At 61.3% G+C, this 17,242-nt stretch carries 16 protein-coding genes; 4 read left to right on the forward strand and 12 right to left on the reverse strand.

What is annotated here, in order from left to right:
* The 3 genes from ACOYW0_RS24305 (at position 1) to ACOYW0_RS24315 (ending at position 2,811) form a co-directional block, all read left to right on the forward strand.
* Positions 1-453 carry a tripartite tricarboxylate transporter TctB family protein gene (locus ACOYW0_RS24305; protein ID WP_482416297.1) on the forward strand — a complete coding sequence of 151 codons (453 nt, stop codon included), beginning with the start codon at positions 1-3 and terminating at the stop codon, positions 451-453.
* Positions 454-541: 88 nt separating this feature from the next.
* Positions 542-2,041: a tripartite tricarboxylate transporter permease gene (locus ACOYW0_RS24310; protein WP_482416298.1), complete on the forward strand. Its 1,500-nt coding sequence runs from the start codon at positions 542-544 to the stop codon at positions 2,039-2,041.
* Positions 2,042-2,520: 479 nt separating this feature from the next.
* Positions 2,521-2,811 carry a hypothetical protein gene (locus ACOYW0_RS24315; protein ID WP_482416299.1) on the forward strand — a complete coding sequence of 97 codons (291 nt, stop codon included), beginning with the start codon at positions 2,521-2,523 and terminating at the stop codon, positions 2,809-2,811.
* A gap of 189 nt (positions 2,812-3,000) precedes the next feature.
* Here ACOYW0_RS24315 and ACOYW0_RS24320 read toward each other — a convergent pair whose 3' ends face one another.
* The 6 genes from ACOYW0_RS24320 to ACOYW0_RS24345 form a co-directional block, all read right to left on the reverse strand.
* Positions 3,001-3,999, reverse strand: coding sequence for an aldo/keto reductase (locus tag ACOYW0_RS24320; protein WP_482416300.1), 999 nt, complete (start codon positions 3,997-3,999; stop codon positions 3,001-3,003).
* On the reverse strand, positions 3,996-4,439 hold the full coding sequence (locus ACOYW0_RS24325) for a tetratricopeptide repeat protein (protein ID WP_482416301.1): 444 nt from the start codon (positions 4,437-4,439) through the stop codon (positions 3,996-3,998). The genes ACOYW0_RS24320 and ACOYW0_RS24325 overlap by 4 nt, the downstream gene beginning before the upstream one ends.
* A 61-nt stretch (positions 4,440-4,500) precedes the next feature.
* Entirely contained in the window at positions 4,501-6,702 is a 2,202-nt protein-coding gene (locus ACOYW0_RS24330; RefSeq protein WP_482416302.1) for a PBP1A family penicillin-binding protein, read from the reverse strand.
* 345 nt (positions 6,703-7,047) lie between these two features.
* Positions 7,048-7,662, reverse strand: a complete 615-nt coding sequence (locus tag ACOYW0_RS24335; protein WP_180145410.1) for a trimeric intracellular cation channel family protein — start codon at positions 7,660-7,662, stop codon at positions 7,048-7,050.
* A 106-nt stretch (positions 7,663-7,768) separates the two neighbouring features.
* On the reverse strand, positions 7,769-8,314 hold the full coding sequence (locus tag ACOYW0_RS24340; RefSeq protein WP_482416303.1) for a YaeQ family protein: 546 nt from the start codon (positions 8,312-8,314) through the stop codon (positions 7,769-7,771).
* 643 nt (positions 8,315-8,957) lie between these two features.
* Positions 8,958-9,524, reverse strand: coding sequence for a flavodoxin family protein (locus tag ACOYW0_RS24345; RefSeq protein WP_482416304.1), 567 nt, complete (start codon positions 9,522-9,524; stop codon positions 8,958-8,960).
* A gap of 569 nt (positions 9,525-10,093) precedes the next feature.
* Between ACOYW0_RS24345 and ACOYW0_RS24350 the strand changes: the two genes are divergently transcribed.
* Positions 10,094-11,284, forward strand: a complete 1,191-nt coding sequence (locus ACOYW0_RS24350) for an MFS transporter (RefSeq protein ID WP_482416305.1) — start codon at positions 10,094-10,096, stop codon at positions 11,282-11,284.
* A 233-nt stretch (positions 11,285-11,517) separates the two neighbouring features.
* On the opposite strand, the gene dctP is transcribed toward ACOYW0_RS24350, so the two are convergent.
* Genes dctP through ACOYW0_RS24380 form a run of 6 tightly spaced genes read right to left on the reverse strand, consistent with a single transcriptional unit; the run spans position 11,518 to position 17,199 of the window.
* Positions 11,518-12,516 (reverse strand): TRAP transporter substrate-binding protein DctP, encoded by a 999-nt coding sequence (gene dctP, locus ACOYW0_RS24355; protein ID WP_482416306.1) that lies wholly within the window; start codon positions 12,514-12,516, stop codon positions 11,518-11,520.
* A gap of 42 nt (positions 12,517-12,558) precedes the next feature.
* Positions 12,559-13,863, reverse strand: a complete 1,305-nt coding sequence (locus ACOYW0_RS24360; protein WP_218951117.1) for a TRAP transporter large permease — start codon at positions 13,861-13,863, stop codon at positions 12,559-12,561.
* Complete coding sequence (locus ACOYW0_RS24365) at positions 13,851-14,345, reverse strand: TRAP transporter small permease (RefSeq protein ID WP_482416307.1); 495 nt, start codon at positions 14,343-14,345, stop codon at positions 13,851-13,853. The genes ACOYW0_RS24360 and ACOYW0_RS24365 overlap by 13 nt, the downstream gene beginning before the upstream one ends.
* A gap of 16 nt (positions 14,346-14,361) precedes the next feature.
* Positions 14,362-15,783, reverse strand: a complete 1,422-nt coding sequence (locus ACOYW0_RS24370; RefSeq protein WP_482416308.1) for an FAD/NAD(P)-dependent oxidoreductase — start codon at positions 15,781-15,783, stop codon at positions 14,362-14,364.
* Positions 15,780-16,085, reverse strand: coding sequence for a (2Fe-2S)-binding protein (locus ACOYW0_RS24375; RefSeq protein WP_482416309.1), 306 nt, complete (start codon positions 16,083-16,085; stop codon positions 15,780-15,782). Before ACOYW0_RS24375 ends, ACOYW0_RS24370 begins: the two co-directional genes overlap by 4 nt.
* Positions 16,078-17,199, reverse strand: coding sequence for an NAD(P)/FAD-dependent oxidoreductase (locus ACOYW0_RS24380; RefSeq protein WP_482416310.1), 1,122 nt, complete (start codon positions 17,197-17,199; stop codon positions 16,078-16,080). Before ACOYW0_RS24380 ends, ACOYW0_RS24375 begins: the two co-directional genes overlap by 8 nt.
* Between the last annotated feature and the right edge of the window lie 43 nt (positions 17,200-17,242).

The following is a 17,242-nucleotide window of genomic DNA, read 5'->3' on the forward strand; positions in this document are numbered from 1 at the left end:
ATGACAAAACGTGTCGCTGAGTTGCTCATTCTCGGGGGCTTCATGCTCCTGGCCATGCTGCTCTACCGCAGCACCGCCGCCTACCCCGAGGCTGTACAGGGGTCGACGGCCATGTATGTTCGATTCCTTGCCGTCTCCTTAGGGATACTGTGCGCCGTGGAGGTGGGGATGTGGCTCAAGTCACGGGAGCAGGAGATCAGCGAGAAGCTGAATATTACCGCAGCACCGATTCGGTTCTGGGGCCTTCTCGCGGAGCTGGTGGCCTACACCTTGCTCCTGGAGCCTTTGGGCTTCTACCTGGCATCCCTTATCTTCTTACCCGTGGCCATGGTGACCCAGGGGGCGAAAAAGCCGCTGACCATCGGAGCGACCACCGCAGGGGTCCTGCTGTTCGTCTTTCTGGTGTTTGAAAAGCTGCTGGCCGTTCCCCTGCCCGAGAGACTCTGGTTCTAAGCACGACGGGCCTCCACACCACGTGTGATCCGGTTGCAACACACACCACAGACCGGATCACACGGAGGCCCTACAAAGGACATCACTTATGATCGTTGAATCGTTAACTGCCCTCACAAACCCCTACTCCCTTCTGGCGGTCTTCATCGGAACCGTTTCCGGGGTGCTGGTGGGAGGCATGCCCGGGCTCACCGCCACCATGGCCGTGGCCCTTCTCATCCCCGTCACCTTTGCCCTGGAGCCCCTCACGGGCCTGCTCCTCATGGGCGGGGTCTACTGCGGTGCCATGTACGGCGGCTCCATCCCCGCCATCCTGCTGCGGACACCCGGTACCCCGGCGGCTGTCGCCACAGCCATGGAAGGCTACCCCATGACCCAGAAGGGCAAAGGGGGCCTTGCCCTGAAGGTGTCGGTGATCTCAAGCTTTGTGGGGGGAACCTTTTCCGCCTTTGTGCTGCTGCTTGTGGCGCCCATCCTTGCCAAGTTTGCCTTGAGCTTCGGGCCCCCTGAGTATTTTCTGCTGGCCCTGGTGGGCCTGGCGGGCATCGTCTCCATGGCCGACGATGAAAGCAGCCTGGTCAAGGCGCTGATCTCCGGGCTCATCGGGCTGATCCTGGCCGTGGTGGGCACCGATCCCATGTCCGGGATGCTGCGCTACACCATGAACAACCCGGACCTCTTCGACGGCATCGCCTTCATGCCCGCCCTCATCGGCCTTTTCTCCATCTCCCAGATGCTGGAACTCACCGGCTCCGGGAGCATCGTGGCCGATACCAGCGTCATCACCAAGATCAAGAGAGAGCCCATGCCCAAAGGCCTGGGCAAATACATCGGCACCGGCTCCCTGGTGGGTACCATCGTGGGGATCCTCCCCGGCGAAGGGGCCACCATCGCCGCCTTTCTCTCGTACAACGTGGCCCGCCAGCGCTCCGAGAAAAAAGAGCTCTTCGGCAAGGGCAACCCCGAGGGCATCGCCGCTGCCGAGGCAGGCAACAACGGGTGCGTGGGCGGCTCCCTTATCCCCACCCTCACCCTGGGCATCCCCGGCAACAGCGTTGCCGCAGCCCTTTTGGGCGGGTTGCTGGTCCACGGTCTCATTCCCGGGCCGGAGCTGTTCACCAAGTACGGGGTCATGACCTACGCCTTTATCCTCTCCCTCTTTCTGGCCAACGTGGTCTTCCTGATCATGGGCCTGCTCATGGCACCCCACTTTGCCAGGATCTCCCTGACCCCCACCGGGCTTCTCATCCCCGTGGTCTGTCTCTTCTCGGTCCTGGGCTCCTACGCCATGAACAACAGCATCTTCGATATCTACGTGGCCCTGGGCTGCGGTATCGTGGCCGTGGTGCTCCACAAGACCGGGTTCTCCCTGGGCGCCCTCATCCTGGGCCTCATCCTCGGCCCCATCGCCGAGAGCGGCTTTGCCCAGGCCCTCATCATGGGCCACGGGGACTACCGCATCTTCTTTAACCGGCCCCAGGCCATGGCCCTCTGGGTCCTCATCATCCTGCTGCTGGTTCCCCCCGCCTACCAGGCCGTGAAGCGGCATCGGGAGAAAAAAGAAGCAGACACCCTGCAACCGGTTTAAAAGAAACATCCGGTGGCCCATGGCCGCCTTGAAAAAATATATGCCGCAGCGCGTTGCCCTGGAAAATGAGGGGCAATGGGCTGCGGCATTTTTTTTTGACGTTTTTTGAGGTGGGGCGATGGGGCGCGTTACGCCGGGCGGTGCCACCCGCGAGATTGGTTGGTGAATTGTCGGGTGTGCTGTGTGTGTCGAAAGGCTTTCAAGATGTTGATATGGAATGGGTTTTGAGAGAGGTCAGTGGTTCGCGTTACGCTGGGCGGTGCGGGGGCCGCACCCTACAGCCCGCGAAACTGGTCGGTGAATTGTCGGGTGTGCTGTGTGTGTCGAAAGGCGCTCAAGATGTTGATATGGATCGGGCTTTGAGAGATGCCGGTGGTTCGCGTTACGTCGGGCGGTGCGGGGGCCGCACCCTACAGCCTGCGAAGCCGATCGGTGAATTGCCGGGTGTGTGTGTGCCGAAAGGCTTTCAAGGTGTTGATATGGAATGGGTTTTGAGAGAGGTCAATGGTTCGCGTTACGCCGGGCGGTGCGGGGGCCGCACCCTACAGCCTGCGAAACCGGTCGGTGAATTGTTGGGTGTGCTGTGTGTGTCGAAAGGCGTTCAAGGTATTGATATGGAACGGGTTTTGAGAGAGGCCGGTGGTTCGCGTTACGTCGGGCGGTGCGGGGGCCGCACCCTACAGCCCGCGAAGCCGGTCGGTGAATTGTCGGGTGTGCTGTGTGTGCCGAAAAGCGGTCAAGATATCGATATGTATGGGCTTTTGAAGTAGGCCGGTGGTCCGCGTTACGCCGGGCGTTGCGGGGGCCGCACCCCACAGCCTGCGAAACCGGTCGGTGAATTGTAGGGTGCGCCGTGCGCACCGTAAAACGTTCAAGATGCCGATATAGATGGGTTTTCGAGGTGGGCCGGAGATCCGCATTCCGTCAGGGGCGACGCATAGGCCGCCCCCAGGAAAAAATCAATTCCAAGCCAGGCTTTTCCGAAAAGCCCAATACGCCTCCGGGGACTCGGCCAAGGAAGAAAGGGCTTCTTCGGCTTCTGCGTCCCAGGCCACGTCAAGGGCGGTGAGGTTGGAGGCGAGGTGTTTGGTGGTGGATGCGCCGCTCAGGACCACGTGGGCCCACGGTTTGGCGAGGACCCAGGCCATGGCCAGGGCGTCCATGGTGCAGGAGAGGCGCTCAGCCTGGGCGGTGAGCACGTCGCGTGTGTGGGCAAAGTCTGGATGGGTGTTGCGCCCGGTGAGCCTGCCGTTGGCAAGGGCCTCTTTGATGATGATCCCCATGCCCGCGTCGGCTGCCTCGGCAAGGGCGGTCTGGGCCGATGGCTCCAGGAGGTTGCAGGTGGCCTGCACCGCGTCGAAGAGGGGCACGCCGTCGAAGGTGACGGCACGGGCCGCCTCAAGGGTCTGGGCCTGCATGGGGCCGCTCAAGGAGAGCCCAATAAGCACCCCTTGTGTCTGCTTGACTTCAAAGAGGCGGGCCAGGAGTCGGGTGTCGGTGAGGACCCCGCTCTCCAGGGTGGCGGAGTGGATCTGGTAGAGGTCGAGGTGGGAGCCTAATAGGGCCTGCGTCTCCTCCCACTGGGACGAGAAGTGATCCAGGGTGTGTTCCTTGATCTCGTGGTGGGCTGCGGTGACCTGCCAGTCCGCGGTGTAGCGGTAGCCCCACTTGGAGCCCACGGCGGTGCCGCCTGACGGGATCTTGCGTGTGGCAAGCCAGGAACTCAAAAAGAGTTCGGCCTTGCCGTAGGAACGCGCCGCGTCCATATACCGGATGCCGTGCTCCCAGGCCGCGTCCAGCACGGCGTGGGCGTTGGCTTCCATGTTCGCCACGTCGGTGCGGCCCTCAAGGTCTGCGCCATGGCCCAGGTTGATGTACCCGGGCCGCCCCAGTGCCGCCATGCCCAGCCCCATGGGCGAGACAAGGCAGCCTGTGTTCCCCAACGGCCTCAGTTTCATGATGGCTGATCTCCCGATTGTTTTTCGTTGATGCGCCTCTTCTGGTCCCTGGCCTGGTCAGCCCAGTAGCGATCCCGCCTCAGGTAGATCTCCGCCAGCTTGTTGAACCGCTCGGCCTGTCCGTAGTTCCCCTTTGCCATCCAGGCTTCGGCCAGATAGTAGTAGCCGGGCCCGTCCGACGGGTTGATGCCCACGGCCTTTTCCAGAAGCCTCAGGGCGCCATCCACGTCTCCTTTTTCCAGGCGCTCGTAGCCCTTGGCCGTGAGGCTGTGGGAGGCCATGGTCCGGGAATCGCTGTACCCCCGGCTCTTGTCCGGCGGGGCAATGAGCTCCGGTGCCGGCAGGGATCCGTCCGGGGTTCCTCCCGGAAGCGTGGCACAGCCGGACCCGATAACGGCAAGAAGAAATACCAGAAAAAACGTCTTTGCATTCAATGACATGGAACCATCTCTTTCATGCGTTGGTTAAAGATTTGTGCGGTGGGCCTATCCCGCCTTGCGATCACTTGAAAAGCCCTTTGACTCCCCTGCCCATGCGCTCCCACAGGGAGGCCTTGCCGTGGATAGGGCAGGTCTCGTCCGGGGTGTTGGACTCCAGGAAGTATTCTTCATAAACGTCGGGGCACTTGAGCCCGGCGGCCCGCTTGCCGCTCTCCCGGCACACCTTGAGTTTCACCACGTCCGGGGGCGGGACAAAGCCGTTGCCAGAAATGTACCCGGGAAGGGCCGACACCAGCTCCGCCCAGATGGGCAGGGCCGCGGTGGCGCCGGTGGCGTAAATGGGGTCGTTGTTGTCAAACCCCACCCATACCAAGGCCAGGAGATCGGGGGTGTAGCCCACGAACCAGGCGTCCCGGTAGTTGTTGGTGGTGCCGGTCTTGGCAGCCACGGGAAAATCGATGCCGTAACGCGCCAGGGAGCGCCCGGTTCCGCTCTTGGCGGCTCCCTCCAGCATGGAGGTGATGAGGAAGGCCTCCCCCGGGGAGAGGCTCGAGTCGATCTGCATGTGGCGGCCCACCAGGAGCTCGTCTCTTTCATCCACCACGTCTTTGAGGGACAGGGGAAACGGCTGGATGCCGTCTGAGGCGAACACGGCGTAGGCCCGGGCCAGATCCATGGGGACAACCTCTGAGGCGCCCAGTACCATGGAGGGCCAGGGGGCCACGGGGGTGGAAAAGTGAAAGGCCTCCAGCCTGTCCACTGCATGCTCCAGGCCGCCGCGCATCAGCATGTCCACGGCAGCCCGGTTGCTGGACTTGCGCAGCATATCCCGCACGGAGAGCTGTTTTTCCGGCTCTTCGCTGAAGTTTTTCGGGGTCCAGATCTTGCCGTCCACCTCGTAGTCGGTTTTTTCGTTGGAGAGCAGGTCCGCAGGTGTGAACTTGTCCAGAAGCACCGAGGCCACCACGGGCTTGAAGCAGCTCCCGGACTGTCGCCTGGCGCGGGTGGCGCGGTTGAACTGGCTGATTCGGTAATTGCGCCCGCCCACCATGGCCAGGATGTTGCCCGTGCGGGGCTGGATCACCACCACGGCGCCCTGGAGCCGCTTGGCGGGGTCGTTGCGCCGGAGCTTGGGGTTGTTGTTTTCCAAACGTTCGAGGCCACGCTTCAGGGCTCGCTCTGCCGCCTTCTGAACCTGGGTGTCCAGGGTGGTGTAAATGGAGAAACCCAGGCTGGTGAGGCTGGTGGCCGGGTAGAGTTCACGGAGCTGGGACGACACGTAGTCGAGGAAGTACGGTGCTTTCTGGCTGTAGGCTTCGTATCCTGCCACGGTGATGGGCTCGGCCGAGGCAGCGTCGCGCTCCTCTTCGGTGATCCAGCCGTTTTTCTGCATGGAGGAGAGCACCACGTTGCGTCGCCTGCGGCTTCGCTCCAGGTCCTTGTAGGGGGAGTAGAGGTTGGGCCCCTTGATGAGCCCTGCGATGGTGGCGGATTCAGCCAGGGAGAGATCCTGCACCCGCTTGTTGAAGTAGAACCGTGCCGCCTCCCCTGCCCCGTTTACCGAGGCCGAGCCCTTCTGCCCGAAGTAGATCTCGTTCAGATAGATGCCGAGGATCTCCTCCTTGTCGTACTTGAGTTCGATGGCAAAGGAGATGAAGAGCTCGTTGAGCTTGCGGGTGAAGGTGCGCTCCGGGGTGAGAAAATAGTTCTTGGCCAGCTGCTGGGTCAGGGTGGACCCGCCCTGGCGAATGGAGCCGTGCTTGAGGTTGGTGTAGACAGCCCGCAGGATGCCCCGGGGGTCCACGCCGTAGTGGGTATAGAACCGGGCGTCTTCTGCTGCCATCACCGCATGCTGGAGGCTTGCGGGGATCTCGTCGATGGGCACCACCTGGCGGATTTCTCTCTCCTTGCCGAAGTAGCGCATGAGCACTTCGGGCTCCAGCTCCAGGATGGGGAGATCCTGGCCCGAGTCCCTGCGGGCCATGGAGTGAATGGTCCCCTTCTTAAAGGTGAGGACCGCCGGAAACCCGTAGCGTACCTTGCCCGGCAGGGTGAGGTCGTTGAGGTAGATTTCGAGGCCGTCGTCCGTGGGGCGGTAATACCCCTTGCTGGCGGGGGCACCCGAGGATTCGCGGTAGCCGATGCCGATGAGTTTTTCGCGGAGGGAGGGCCAGTGGATCTTTCGGCCGGGGTAAAGCAGGGTGGTGTCCGAGTAGATGACCGAGGGAATCTGCCATCGCCTCCCGGAGAATCGCTTTTCCACCCGACCCGTCAAATGCCAACAATAAAGTGAAGCGATCAAAAACCCTGAAATACCAGCCACCAGGGCGATCTTGATCAGTCTTTTTATCCAGAGAATCATACAACCAAGCCTGAGTCATGAAGGAACACCCGCAGAGACGGCAAGGCCCTCAGGGGCCCGGCCCCGTACGGGAGACGGTGGGCTTGAACCTGTCGCACAGGCAATCCCTGCACCGGCCGTAACACCCGGCGTTGAGGTTATTTCCGGCCGCGTGACGGTTCAAGACCCGTTCTTGAATGCAGGTATCATAATCGAAGCTTGGACGAATGAACAGGGCCGAGTTTCCCCGGCCCGGTAACAAAGACCTCAGTCCATGGGGGTGTAATTGAATTTCGGGATTTCCAGATTGTAGTAAATGGCCAGGAGCCGGAGGGAAAATCCCGTGCCCAGGGTGATGAGGAGCACCGAGAGTTCAGGCAGGCCGCGGGCCTGGAGGAAGAGGAAGAGCCAGGCCGAGACAATGGAGACCCCGGCGTAGACCTCTTTCTGGAAGACCAGGGGGATATCCCGGCACAGGACATCGCGGATCACGCCCCCGGAGACCCCTGTGATCACCCCCATGATGGAGGCCACGATGAACCCGTGGCCCAGGGCCAGGGTCATGCGGACCCCGATGATGGTGAAGGTCACCAGCCCCAGGGCGTCAAGTACCAGAAAAACCCGGTGAAAATACTTCATGAAGGGGGACAGCAGGATGGTGATCAGCGCCGCGCAGGTGGTGATGACGATGTACTCCGGATGCCCCACCCAGGAGATGGGATGGTTGCCCAGAAGGACGTCCCGGATGTTTCCACCGCCGATGGCCGTGGCGCAGGCGATGATAATCACCCCGAATACATCCATTTTTTTTGTGCCTGCTTTCAAGGCCCCGGTGATGGCCTCCACGGTAATGCCCAGTATGTAGAGATGATGCAGGATCATGCGACGCTTACTCCTTTCAAACGCTGATCAATTTCCAAAAAACGCAGGAGATAAACATGAAACTGCGGGATGTGTCAATGGATGAATCAAAAAATGCTGAAAACCGTCAGGCTGGCGGTTTCAAGATCGTCGGCTGGACATGGAGGGTGGCCTCTCCGGCCGTGAACCAGAGGGTGCCGTCGTCGATGGTGGCCTGGAGGGTCATGGTGCGCCGGACCATGGCCTCGAAGTCCGTCTCCTGGGGGATGGGAAGGTGAATCACGGTGAGGTTGTTGCAGCGGCCCAGGGCCTCGCGGTTCTTCTGCCACCAGGGCTCGGTCTTGTGCTCTCCGTAGCCCACAATCATCACCTCCCCTGCCTTTGCGCAGGCTTTGCGGATCCTTTTTTCATCGGGCTGGCCCAGCTCGACCCAGAGGTCGATATCCCCCTGGGGGCTCATCTTCCAGAGTTCGGGCTCGCTGTCCGTGCTGAGCCCGCGGGTAAAGGCCAGGCCCTCGTCCGCATAAAGGGCAAAGGCCATGAGTCGGATCATCATCCGTTCGGCGGTTTCAGAGGGGTGTTTTGCCACGGTGAGGGCATAGGTCTCGTAATGGTGCCGGTCCAGGTCACTGACCTGAAGTTCGGCTTTGTAAATAGTCGCTTTAAGGGCCAACGTCGTATCCTGTGTTTCTGGTAATCAGCTTCAAAAAAGCCTCCGGCGGGTCGCTTTTTTGAAAAAAAGCTCCGCAAAAAACTTTCCTAAATGCACCCGTGCGTCGTTTTGATCGCCCCGAAGGGCGAGCAAAACGACGCACGGGTGCGAACATATCAAAAATTATTTTTTTCATTCCCAGGCTCCGCCTGGGAATGATGCATGGAGGCTCTGCCTCCACGATTGAGTTCGCCTTACCCGGTGAATTTTTAACTAAACTCTCTATATTTCACACCAGCAAGGCCGAGCCTTGCAACCAACACTCCCAGGCAGAGCCTGGGAGCGAGGGCAAAGAGGTTTCAGGAAATACATTCAAGAGAATCTAAATCAAGGGCGACTGTGCTTTCAAGGTGGCACACCTTCCGGCCGGAAGCAGCCCGGTTAAAGCTGATAATCCACGGGTTACGATAACGGATCCTAACCCGTCAGGGCTTGCCGTATCGCTCGTAGAAGCCATCAGCATATGTTTCGGAAGGCCCTTGCGCTTTGGCCCGAGGAACGAGGGACGAAGCGCAAGGGCAATCAGCTTTCGAGGTGGCTCACCTCGCCGCCGGAGGCTTGCTTTTGCTCCCGACTTTAACCTTGGAAGGCCTTCTTTTCAGCTCTACTTCACCATGGCACGGGCAAAGGCCAGGGCGCGCTCTTTGGCGTCCTCGGGCATCTGGCCGTCCATACCGCAGCCGCCGATGAACAGGTCCCCCGCATCCTCAGCCTTGTAGAAGGCACGGAGCCGTCCGAAGGCGGTAAACAGGGGTTCCACGTTGTTGTCGTACTGACCGCCACCGGTGACGAGGAGGGCCTGGCCCTTGCCCGCCACAAGGGAGGCGTGCTCCGGGGTGTGGTATCCGGTCACCAGGCTCCAGCTTCGGTCCATGAGGGACTTGACCTGGGCGGTGAATCCCCAGAAGTAGGCAGGGGAGGTAAACAGGGTGACGTCTGCGGCGATCATCTTTTCAAGGATCCCTTCGGCATCGTCCTTCTGCACGCAGGCAATGGAGGTGGTGTCCTCCTTGCATTTTGCGCACCCCAGGCACCCTCTGATGTTCTTGTTTCCGAGGTCCACACGCTCCACCTCATGGCCCAGGGCCTTGAGTTCGTCTTCCACCCATCCCAGGACACAGGCTGTGTTGCCTTTTTTCCGCGGGCTGCCAAGCAAGGTCAAAATTTTCATTTAACACCTCAATGATTTTTTATAACACGTTGTAATTATGACTTTCATGGTGGTTTATTGCTGCAAGCAGGGGGCCTGCCCCCAATAACGGTCTGCTGCCACTATTCAGCTTATACCTCCCCGGGATCTAACCGTTCAAAACATTGAACAAACCTTAATTATTCGTTTGAAATGACGTTTAGACCTTGGTTATCGCTTGGCTGTTCCCTTCAAAAAAACCGGAAAAAATCGACCGAAACGGAGCGCCGCACTCCGGTGCGGCTTTTTTGTTCGTCGTTACCCGTGCCGCACAGGAGTGCGGCGCTCCAGGGGCCAAGGGCGTCCGGGGGTGATTTAAGAGCTGAATGGTTACGGTCTGTTTTAGCAGGCGGTGGAAAAAATACAAGCGGGTACGTTCCGGGCCCGCGGGAAAACGGCCGTCTTTGACTGCTGCCATGCTGTTGCTTGTGAGGTCACGCGGAGCATCATGCTTTACTTCCCTTTGGAAACCCTGTAAGCCAAGGCTTTATGCCGAATCCTTCCCTGGTTTTCGGCCCCTTGTCATCTTCTTGAGTTGGACGGATTTACCCATGCCCCGAAGTCATACCGCCGCTGTTGGATTCAGGAGCACCCTGCCCTGGATTTTCATCATCACCGCCATGTATTTCCTGAGCTTTTTTGCCCGAAGTATCCTCTCCCCCCTGCTGGTGCCCATGGAGGGAGCTTTTGCCGCGTCCCACGCGGAAACCGCAGGGCTCATGTTCTTTCTCTCCTTAGGGTTCGGCTCGGCCCTGGCCCTTGCAGGGATCGTCTCCAGCAAAATCCGTCATAGAAACGTCCTGGTCATGGCCATCATCACCCTGGGGATCTCCCTGGTGCTCCTGGCCAAGGCCCCGGGTCTGATGACGGCACGTCTTGCCTTTTTTATTTTTGGGGTGGGCTCCGGGCTCTACCTTCCCAGCGGCATGGCCACCCTGGCCTCGGTGGCCGACGGCCGCTTCTGGGGCCGCGCCATCGCTATCCATGAGCTGGCCCCCAACATCGCCTTTATCGTGGCTCCGGTGGCCGTGGAGGCAGCCCTGGGCGTGGTGGACTGGCGGGGCATCCTCATGGCCATGGGGGCAGCCTGTTTCCTGGGGAGCGCCCTCTTCCTGAAGTTCGGCCGTGGCGGTGATGAGGTGGGCACGGCCCCCGATACCCAGACGCTGCCCCTCATGGTGAAAAGGCCCGCCTTCTGGGCCATCATGGTCCTCATCGGCCTTGGCGTGGGCCTGGAGTCCGGCCCCTACAGCCTCACGCCCCTGTTCCTCGTCAGCGAAAAAGGCATGAGCCCGTCGGCAGCCAACCACCTGCTCTCCACCTCCCGCCTGGTGACGCCCCTCATGGCCCTTGCCGGGGGCTGGCTGGCCGATCGGGTGCGGATCCCGTGGATCCTCATCGGCACCATCCTGGGCAGTGCCCTCTCCCTTGCGGGGATGGGGTTTCTGGATGGGTTCGGCCTGAGCGTCTCCATCATGGTGCAGGCCTCCATGCCTGCCCTTATGTTCCCGGCGGTCTTCAAGTCCGTGACGGAGGTCTTCGGCGTCAGGGAGCAGTCCCTGGTGCTCTCCCTCACCATGCCCGTGGCCATTTTTGTGGCCCTGGGCATCATCCCCACCCTCCTGGGCTGGTGCGGAGACCGGGGCCACTTCGGCTACGGTTTTGCCGCCGTGGGCGCCATGACCCTCTTTGCCCTGGCTGCCCTGCCCTTTCTTAAAAAATTGCCTCCGGCGGCGAGGTGAGCCACCTCGTAAGCTCATTGCCCTTGCGCTTTGGGGGTATACGGGTATGACGACAGGGATTCGCTATATTGAACATGGAGGCAGAGCCTCCAAAAACAGCGTTCCCAGGCGGAGCCTGGGAACGAGGGAATATGTGCTTAGCGGCGAAGGCCGGGAGCATTCGTGAACCAAAAAAACCCCGGGCATTTGCCCGGGGCTTTTTTTATGCAATGTGGATCCCGTTGGGGATCGGGTTATTTGATGATGGCATCCAGGACGCCCTGGCCCCAGGCTTCGCCCACGTCTTTCAGGACAACGGGCCACACCTGGCTCTGGATCTTTTTGGCGATGGCGGCAATTTCAGACTCGCTGATGGGAACAATCTGGGCGCCGCTGTCTGCCAGGCGCTTTTCATTGGCCTTCTGGTCCTCTTCGGCGGCGTTCCAGCGGCGGGTTTCAAATTCGGCGGCCACCTTGGACAGCTTAGCCTGCAGCTCGGGAGAGAGGGTGTCGTAGAGCTCCTGGTTCATGATGAAGTACCACACCTCAAAGTGGGTGTTGGCCGGGATGTAATACTTGGTCACGTCCCTGAAGGAGGCGTAGTAGCCTTCGGCACCGGAGCCGATGACCCCGTCCACCACACCGGTCTGTACGGCGGTGAAGGCATCGGAAAAGGGAATGGGCGTGCCCAGGTAGCCGGTGGTGTCAGCCATGAGCTGAAAGGTTTTCATGGGGGGGACGCGGAGCTTGATCCCTTTGGCAGCGTCCGGGTCGCCCTGGGCCACGGGGGCAGTGTTCAGGGCGATGCCGCCGAAGTAGACAGGCCAGGCGGCCAGCAGCTTGATGCCCTGCTCTGCGTACAGCGTTTCCACGGTGCCACGCAAGGGGGCGCCCGGGGAGTAGTTTTTTCGGGCCTGGTCCCAGTTCTTCACCATGTACGGGAAATAAGGCAGCTGGAACCGCTTGTCCGCGGCAGATGACGGGGGCTGACAGGCCATGTCCACGGCACCCAGGCTCACCCTCTCCTGGACCACGGTGTAATCGCCCAGGGCGCTGGCCGGGTAGACCTTGGTACGGATCTTTTTGCCGGTGGTCTCCTTGATGCTGTCGGAGAACCACCGTAAGTCGTTGTCGATGGCCGTGCCCTGGGGACGGACATGGGAAATCTTCCAGGTGCGTGCCTCGGCTCCACCGATCATCAACACAAAACACCCTGCCAGTGCCATGAGGCTGTACCTTAACGTCTTGGTCATTGCGTCACTCCTCCTACGTTGTTTCTTGCCAAAATCATAACTTTAGTAGCCGAACAGTCCCGGGATGAAAAGGGATAGTTTCGGCCATAACGAGGTCAGAAAGACCACGGGAACGTACCCGAAGATGATGAGGATCATCGCCGGTTTGATCACTTCGGAAAACTCCACTTTGCCGATGCGCATCCCGAGGTAGAGGATGCTGGCGTAGGGCGGGGTCACTCCGCCCATGGCCGTGTTGACGCCCATGATGGCCGCGAACTGCACCGGGCTGACACCGATGGCGCCCATGAGGGGCAAAAGCAGGGGCGCCAGCAGAATGATGGCGGTGATGTCGTTGACGATCATCCCCACGAAGAACAGAAGAAAATTGATGAGGATAAGCAGCAGGACCTTGTTCTGGGTCACCGTAAAGATGCCGTCCACCAGGGCCTGGGGCACGTCTTCCATGACGAAGATCTGGCTGAGCATCAGGCTGAAGACGATCATGACCATGATGGCGCCCACGGAGGTGGCCGAGTTCTTGGCGGCCTTGAAGAAGGTGTCGAAGGTGAGGCCCCGATAGACGAGGAACCCCACGGGAAGTGCGTAGATCACGGCCACTGCCGCTGCTTCGGTGGGGGTCATGATGCCCCCGTAGATGCCGCCCAGGATGATGAGGGGCATCACCAGGGCCGGAATGGCCTTGGAGGTGAGGCTCACGCCCTGGCGGACGGTCTCTTCCACGGGTTTGGGCGGGTCCAGCACCAGGGGGAATTTCCGGGAGAGGACCATGTTCACCACGGAGAAGAGAAAGGTGATGAGCAGGCCCGGCCCCATGGTGGCCAGGAAACAGGCGAGGATGGAGGTATCCGTGACCCACCCGTAGATGATCATGGTGACGCTGGGCGGGATCAAGAGCCCCAAGATGGACGAGTTGGCCACCAGGGCCGTGGCATAGCCCCTGGGGTAGCCCTTGGAGTCCATCTCCGGGATGAGGATGGGGCCTGTGGCGGCCACGCCCGTAAGCCCGCTGCCGGAGATGGCCCCGATGATGGCGCAGCTCACCGTGGCCACAACGCCCAGGCCGCCCCGGATACGTCCCACGAAAACGTTGACAAAACGCAAGAGACTTGCGGCGATGCCGCTTTCACTCATGAGGGTCCCGGCAAAGACAAAAAGCGGGATGCAGAGAAGCACGGGGTTGGCCAGCTGGCTGAATCCCCACACCATGGTGCCTTTCATGGTGGCTCCGCCCAGGCCCACCATGGTCATGAGGGCACCGCCGAAACAAAACGGCAGGGGCACGCCAAAGCTCAGCATGAGGACAAGGAGTCCCAGGGCGATGAACGAGACAGTTACGATTTCCATGCGAGCCTCCTTGCGTTTTGGGACAGGGAGATGAGCTCCCGGGTGTTTTTCACGAGGTGCCAGGCGGTGTAGAGGGTCATGAGACCCATGCCGAGGAAAAAGGCGCACTCGGCCCAGAAAGTGGGGATGTACAGGGTGGGGCTCTCCTTCCATACCCTTCGGGCGTAGAGGAAGTAGTCCCAGGCCCAGTAGGTGAGCCAGATGGAGACCACCAGGGACATGAGGTCCGCGATGACCCGAACGACCAGCCGGGACCGCTGGCTGTTCAGAAAGATATCCAGGACGTTGGCCTTGATCTGGGTGTCTTCCCGGCTTGCGTTGACGCTGCCTAAAAAGTAGAGCCACAAGGTGGGATACACGAGGATCTCGTCCAGCCCCATGACCGGGAGCTCCAGGACGTAGCGCATGACCACCTGGTAGAACTCAAGGGCGGCGACAATGGTGATCAGGGCGGTCAGCGTGTACTTGAAAAGTTTTTCCATTCCACACTCCTTCTCGTTATTTCTTGTCCAGCAACCAGTTGCCTCCGTCGGGGCCTGAGCTGAGGTCCATGGCGGCGATCTCCTCTAAGGGGATCGGTTTCAGCGGAGGACGCACCGAAAGCTGTCCGGTGCGATGCGGGGAGACCCCCAGGGCCGCTCCCACCACCTCGGCCAGGGCCGGTCCGCACATGCGCCCCTGGCAGGGGCCCATGCCGCAGCGGGTGATGATCTTTATCTCGTTAAGGTCCCGTACGCCCTCTTTCACCACCTTGTGCACGTCGCCCACGGTAACATTCTCGCACCGACAGAGGACGGTGTCGTCGGTAAAAAGGAACTGACCGGGCCTGGGTGCGTACAGGGCGTCGATGAAGGGGCGGGGCCAGGCATCGTGCATCAGGGCCTTGCGGAGAGGCAGGGCCCGGGCGTTGCGCTCCTCTTCGGAGAGGATGCCCAGGCATCGGGCAATCTCCAGGGCGGCAAGCTCCCCTTTGTACCGGGCTGCCGGAGCCCCGGAGACCCCGGCGCCGTCGCCAGCGGCAAAAACGTTTTCAAAGTTGGTGCGACCCCAGGGATCACAGGCGGGAATCCAGCAGCGCTGACCGGCATGCCAGGCCATGCGGCACCCCATTTGCCGAAAGATGTGGGTGTTGGGGATCACCCCGAAATGGAGCAGGAGCATGTCGGCCTTCAAATGCAGCTTTTTCTCTCCGCAGGTGGCCTCCACAGACTCCACGGCCTCCTCGCCCAGGGCGCGGATTCCGGTAACCCCTTTGTAGTGGGGCACGCCCGAGCGTTTGATCTCCCGGAGCATAAAGGCCCCTTTCAGGAGAAAGTCGGCCCTCAGCAGGGCCTGGGGAGCCCGGGGCAAGGCCCGGATAGACGGCACCGCCGGGGTGGTCTCCAGTACGGCGGCGATGTTCACCCCTTTTTTCACCAGAAGGGAGGCCTCCAGGAGCAGCAGGGGCCCGCTGCCCGCAAGGACCACCCGCCCCGACGGGGTCAGCCCCGCTTCCTTGGCCAGGTTGTTGGCCGCCCCTGCCCCCATGACGCCGGGGAGAGTCCAGCCCGGGATGGGCATGGGCCGCTCCATGGCCCCGGTGGCGGCCACGATGTAGTTGGCCACCACGCGCCGGGAGACGCCGTTCTGGGAATAGCAGACCGTGCCGTCGGATTCGGCCTGCCACACACAGGCACCCGGCTCGTAGCGGGCGCCGCTTTTCCTGAATCGTTGGGTGAGGTCGAGGCCCCGGGTGTAGTCCGGACCGAAAAGGGCGTGGGCCGCCTTAGGAGCCTCTTCCACGTTACGGTAGATCTGCCCTCCCACCCGATGCTGTTCGTCCAGTGTAAGGACATCAAGGCCCATCTCGGCAAGGGCTGCGCTGGCGGCAAGCCCGGCCGGTCCGGCACCGATGACGATGACATCCACGTGTCGGCTCATGGGCGGTCTCCTTTTTCGTCGTCTGTATCCTGAAGGTGGCGACGGATCACCATGCCCTCCCGGACCTCGGTCATGCAGGCCTGGCGGTTGACCCCGTCAATCTCCATGAGGCATTCAAAGCAGACCCCCATGAGGCAATGGGGAGAACACGGCCTGCCGGACGACGGCGAGGTGCGGGAGAGGATCTCGCCAATGCCCAGAAGACCCGCAGCCACGCTCACCCCGGCGGGCAGTGTCACGGGTCGCCCGTCCAGGGTCACCGACACGGTTTGGTGCGTCTTTTTTTTGTCGAGTTTAAACATGAAAGCGTCCGTTGCTGAAGTGAGAGATGATATCGTTTTCGCCCTCGTCCAGGATCCACGCGGCAATGTCGCTGGCCTGCAGGGGGGCCAGGGAGACGGCGCTGTGCAGGGCCAGGACCGTGATGTTTTCGTGGCCGGGGATGCGGCTGTAGATGGGAGCCCCGTCCGGCGTCATGACCCGGATGGCACCCCAGGAGCGGACCCAGTTGAGCTTGCCCAGCATGGGAAAGAGCCGGATGGCGTTTTTTGCCTGGGACTGCATGGCCTCGGGGGTGACCCGGGTGTCCAGGGCCGTGTCCTCCGATGAAAGGCCGATCATGAAGGTGCCGTCCACGGTCTGGCGGACGCTGAGCAGGGGCACCCGGAGCAGGCGCTTGTGCCGCTCCGTGACCATGAGCTGACCGCGCTGGGGGTAAATGGCAAGTTTTTCGCCCAGGGGGGCCACCAGGCCGGAGGAGCCGTGCCCGGCGGCAATGACAACCTTGCCGCACAGGTAGTCGCCCCGGCTGGTCGTCACTTTCACCGTGCCGTTTTTAAGGGGGACAACGGCGCGGGCGCTTTCGGCGGCCCGGTATTCCCCGCCCTTTCGCTGAAAGGCGCACCGCATGGCTGCCAGGAGCTTCAAGGGGTTCACGTGGCCCTGCTCTTTGGTGTACATGGCCCCTGAGACCTCGTCACCCAGGGTCATCTCCGGCACGATGTCCGCAAATTCGTCGCGGTTGAGGATGCGTACCGGGTAATCGAGCCCGGCTTCGGCGCAGGTGTCGGTGAGGCTGGCAACGGAATCGGCATAGCCCTGGAGCTCGTCTTCGCCAAAGGCGTGGACCGCGCCCCCTGTCCATTCGAGTTCCACGTCGTAGCCGGACTCTTCTTTGAGCTGGGCTGCAAACTCGGGCCACTGGCGTGCGGCCATGCGGCACCACCGTGCATAGTCCGGGTTGCCGGTGCCTTTGCACATGAACCAGGTGAGGCCGAAGTTGCCTCTGGAGAGGCGCTGGCTGGGAAGCTGTTCGTCCAGGAGCACGACCCTGCCTGCGGCACGGCGCATGAGGCCCAGGGCCGTGGCCGCACCGGAGAGTCCGCCGCCGATGACGAGAATATCAACGGTTTTCACAAGGCACCTCCCGGGTGGAAGGCCCTGGGCGGCACACCGTTGT

Source organism: Desulfoluna sp. HI9BLuna, assembly GCF_056829775.1.

Bases quoted from the DNA above. Each gene is read 5' to 3' on its own strand.
- ACOYW0_RS24305 (WP_482416297.1), top strand. From the start codon at position 1: ATGACAAAACGTGTCGCTGAGTTGCTCATTCTCGGGGGCTTCATGCTC.
- ACOYW0_RS24310 (WP_482416298.1), top strand. From the start codon at position 542: ATGATCGTTGAATCGTTAACTGCCCTCACAAACCCCTACTCCCTTCTG.
- ACOYW0_RS24315 (WP_482416299.1), top strand. From the start codon at position 2,521: ATGGAATGGGTTTTGAGAGAGGTCAATGGTTCGCGTTACGCCGGGCGG.
- ACOYW0_RS24320 (WP_482416300.1), bottom strand. From the start codon at position 3,999: ATGAAACTGAGGCCGTTGGGGAACACAGGCTGCCTTGTCTCGCCCATG.
- ACOYW0_RS24325 (WP_482416301.1), bottom strand. From the start codon at position 4,439: ATGTCATTGAATGCAAAGACGTTTTTTCTGGTATTTCTTCTTGCCGTT.
- ACOYW0_RS24335 (WP_180145410.1), bottom strand. From the start codon at position 7,662: ATGATCCTGCATCATCTCTACATACTGGGCATTACCGTGGAGGCCATC.
- ACOYW0_RS24345 (WP_482416304.1), bottom strand. From the start codon at position 9,524: ATGAAAATTTTGACCTTGCTTGGCAGCCCGCGGAAAAAAGGCAACACA.
- ACOYW0_RS24350 (WP_482416305.1), top strand. From the start codon at position 10,094: ATGCCCCGAAGTCATACCGCCGCTGTTGGATTCAGGAGCACCCTGCCC.
- dctP (WP_482416306.1), bottom strand. From the start codon at position 12,516: ATGACCAAGACGTTAAGGTACAGCCTCATGGCACTGGCAGGGTGTTTT.
- ACOYW0_RS24360 (WP_218951117.1), bottom strand. From the start codon at position 13,863: ATGGAAATCGTAACTGTCTCGTTCATCGCCCTGGGACTCCTTGTCCTC.
- ACOYW0_RS24365 (WP_482416307.1), bottom strand. From the start codon at position 14,345: ATGGAAAAACTTTTCAAGTACACGCTGACCGCCCTGATCACCATTGTC.
- ACOYW0_RS24370 (WP_482416308.1), bottom strand. From the start codon at position 15,783: ATGAGCCGACACGTGGATGTCATCGTCATCGGTGCCGGACCGGCCGGG.
- ACOYW0_RS24375 (WP_482416309.1), bottom strand. From the start codon at position 16,085: ATGTTTAAACTCGACAAAAAAAAGACGCACCAAACCGTGTCGGTGACC.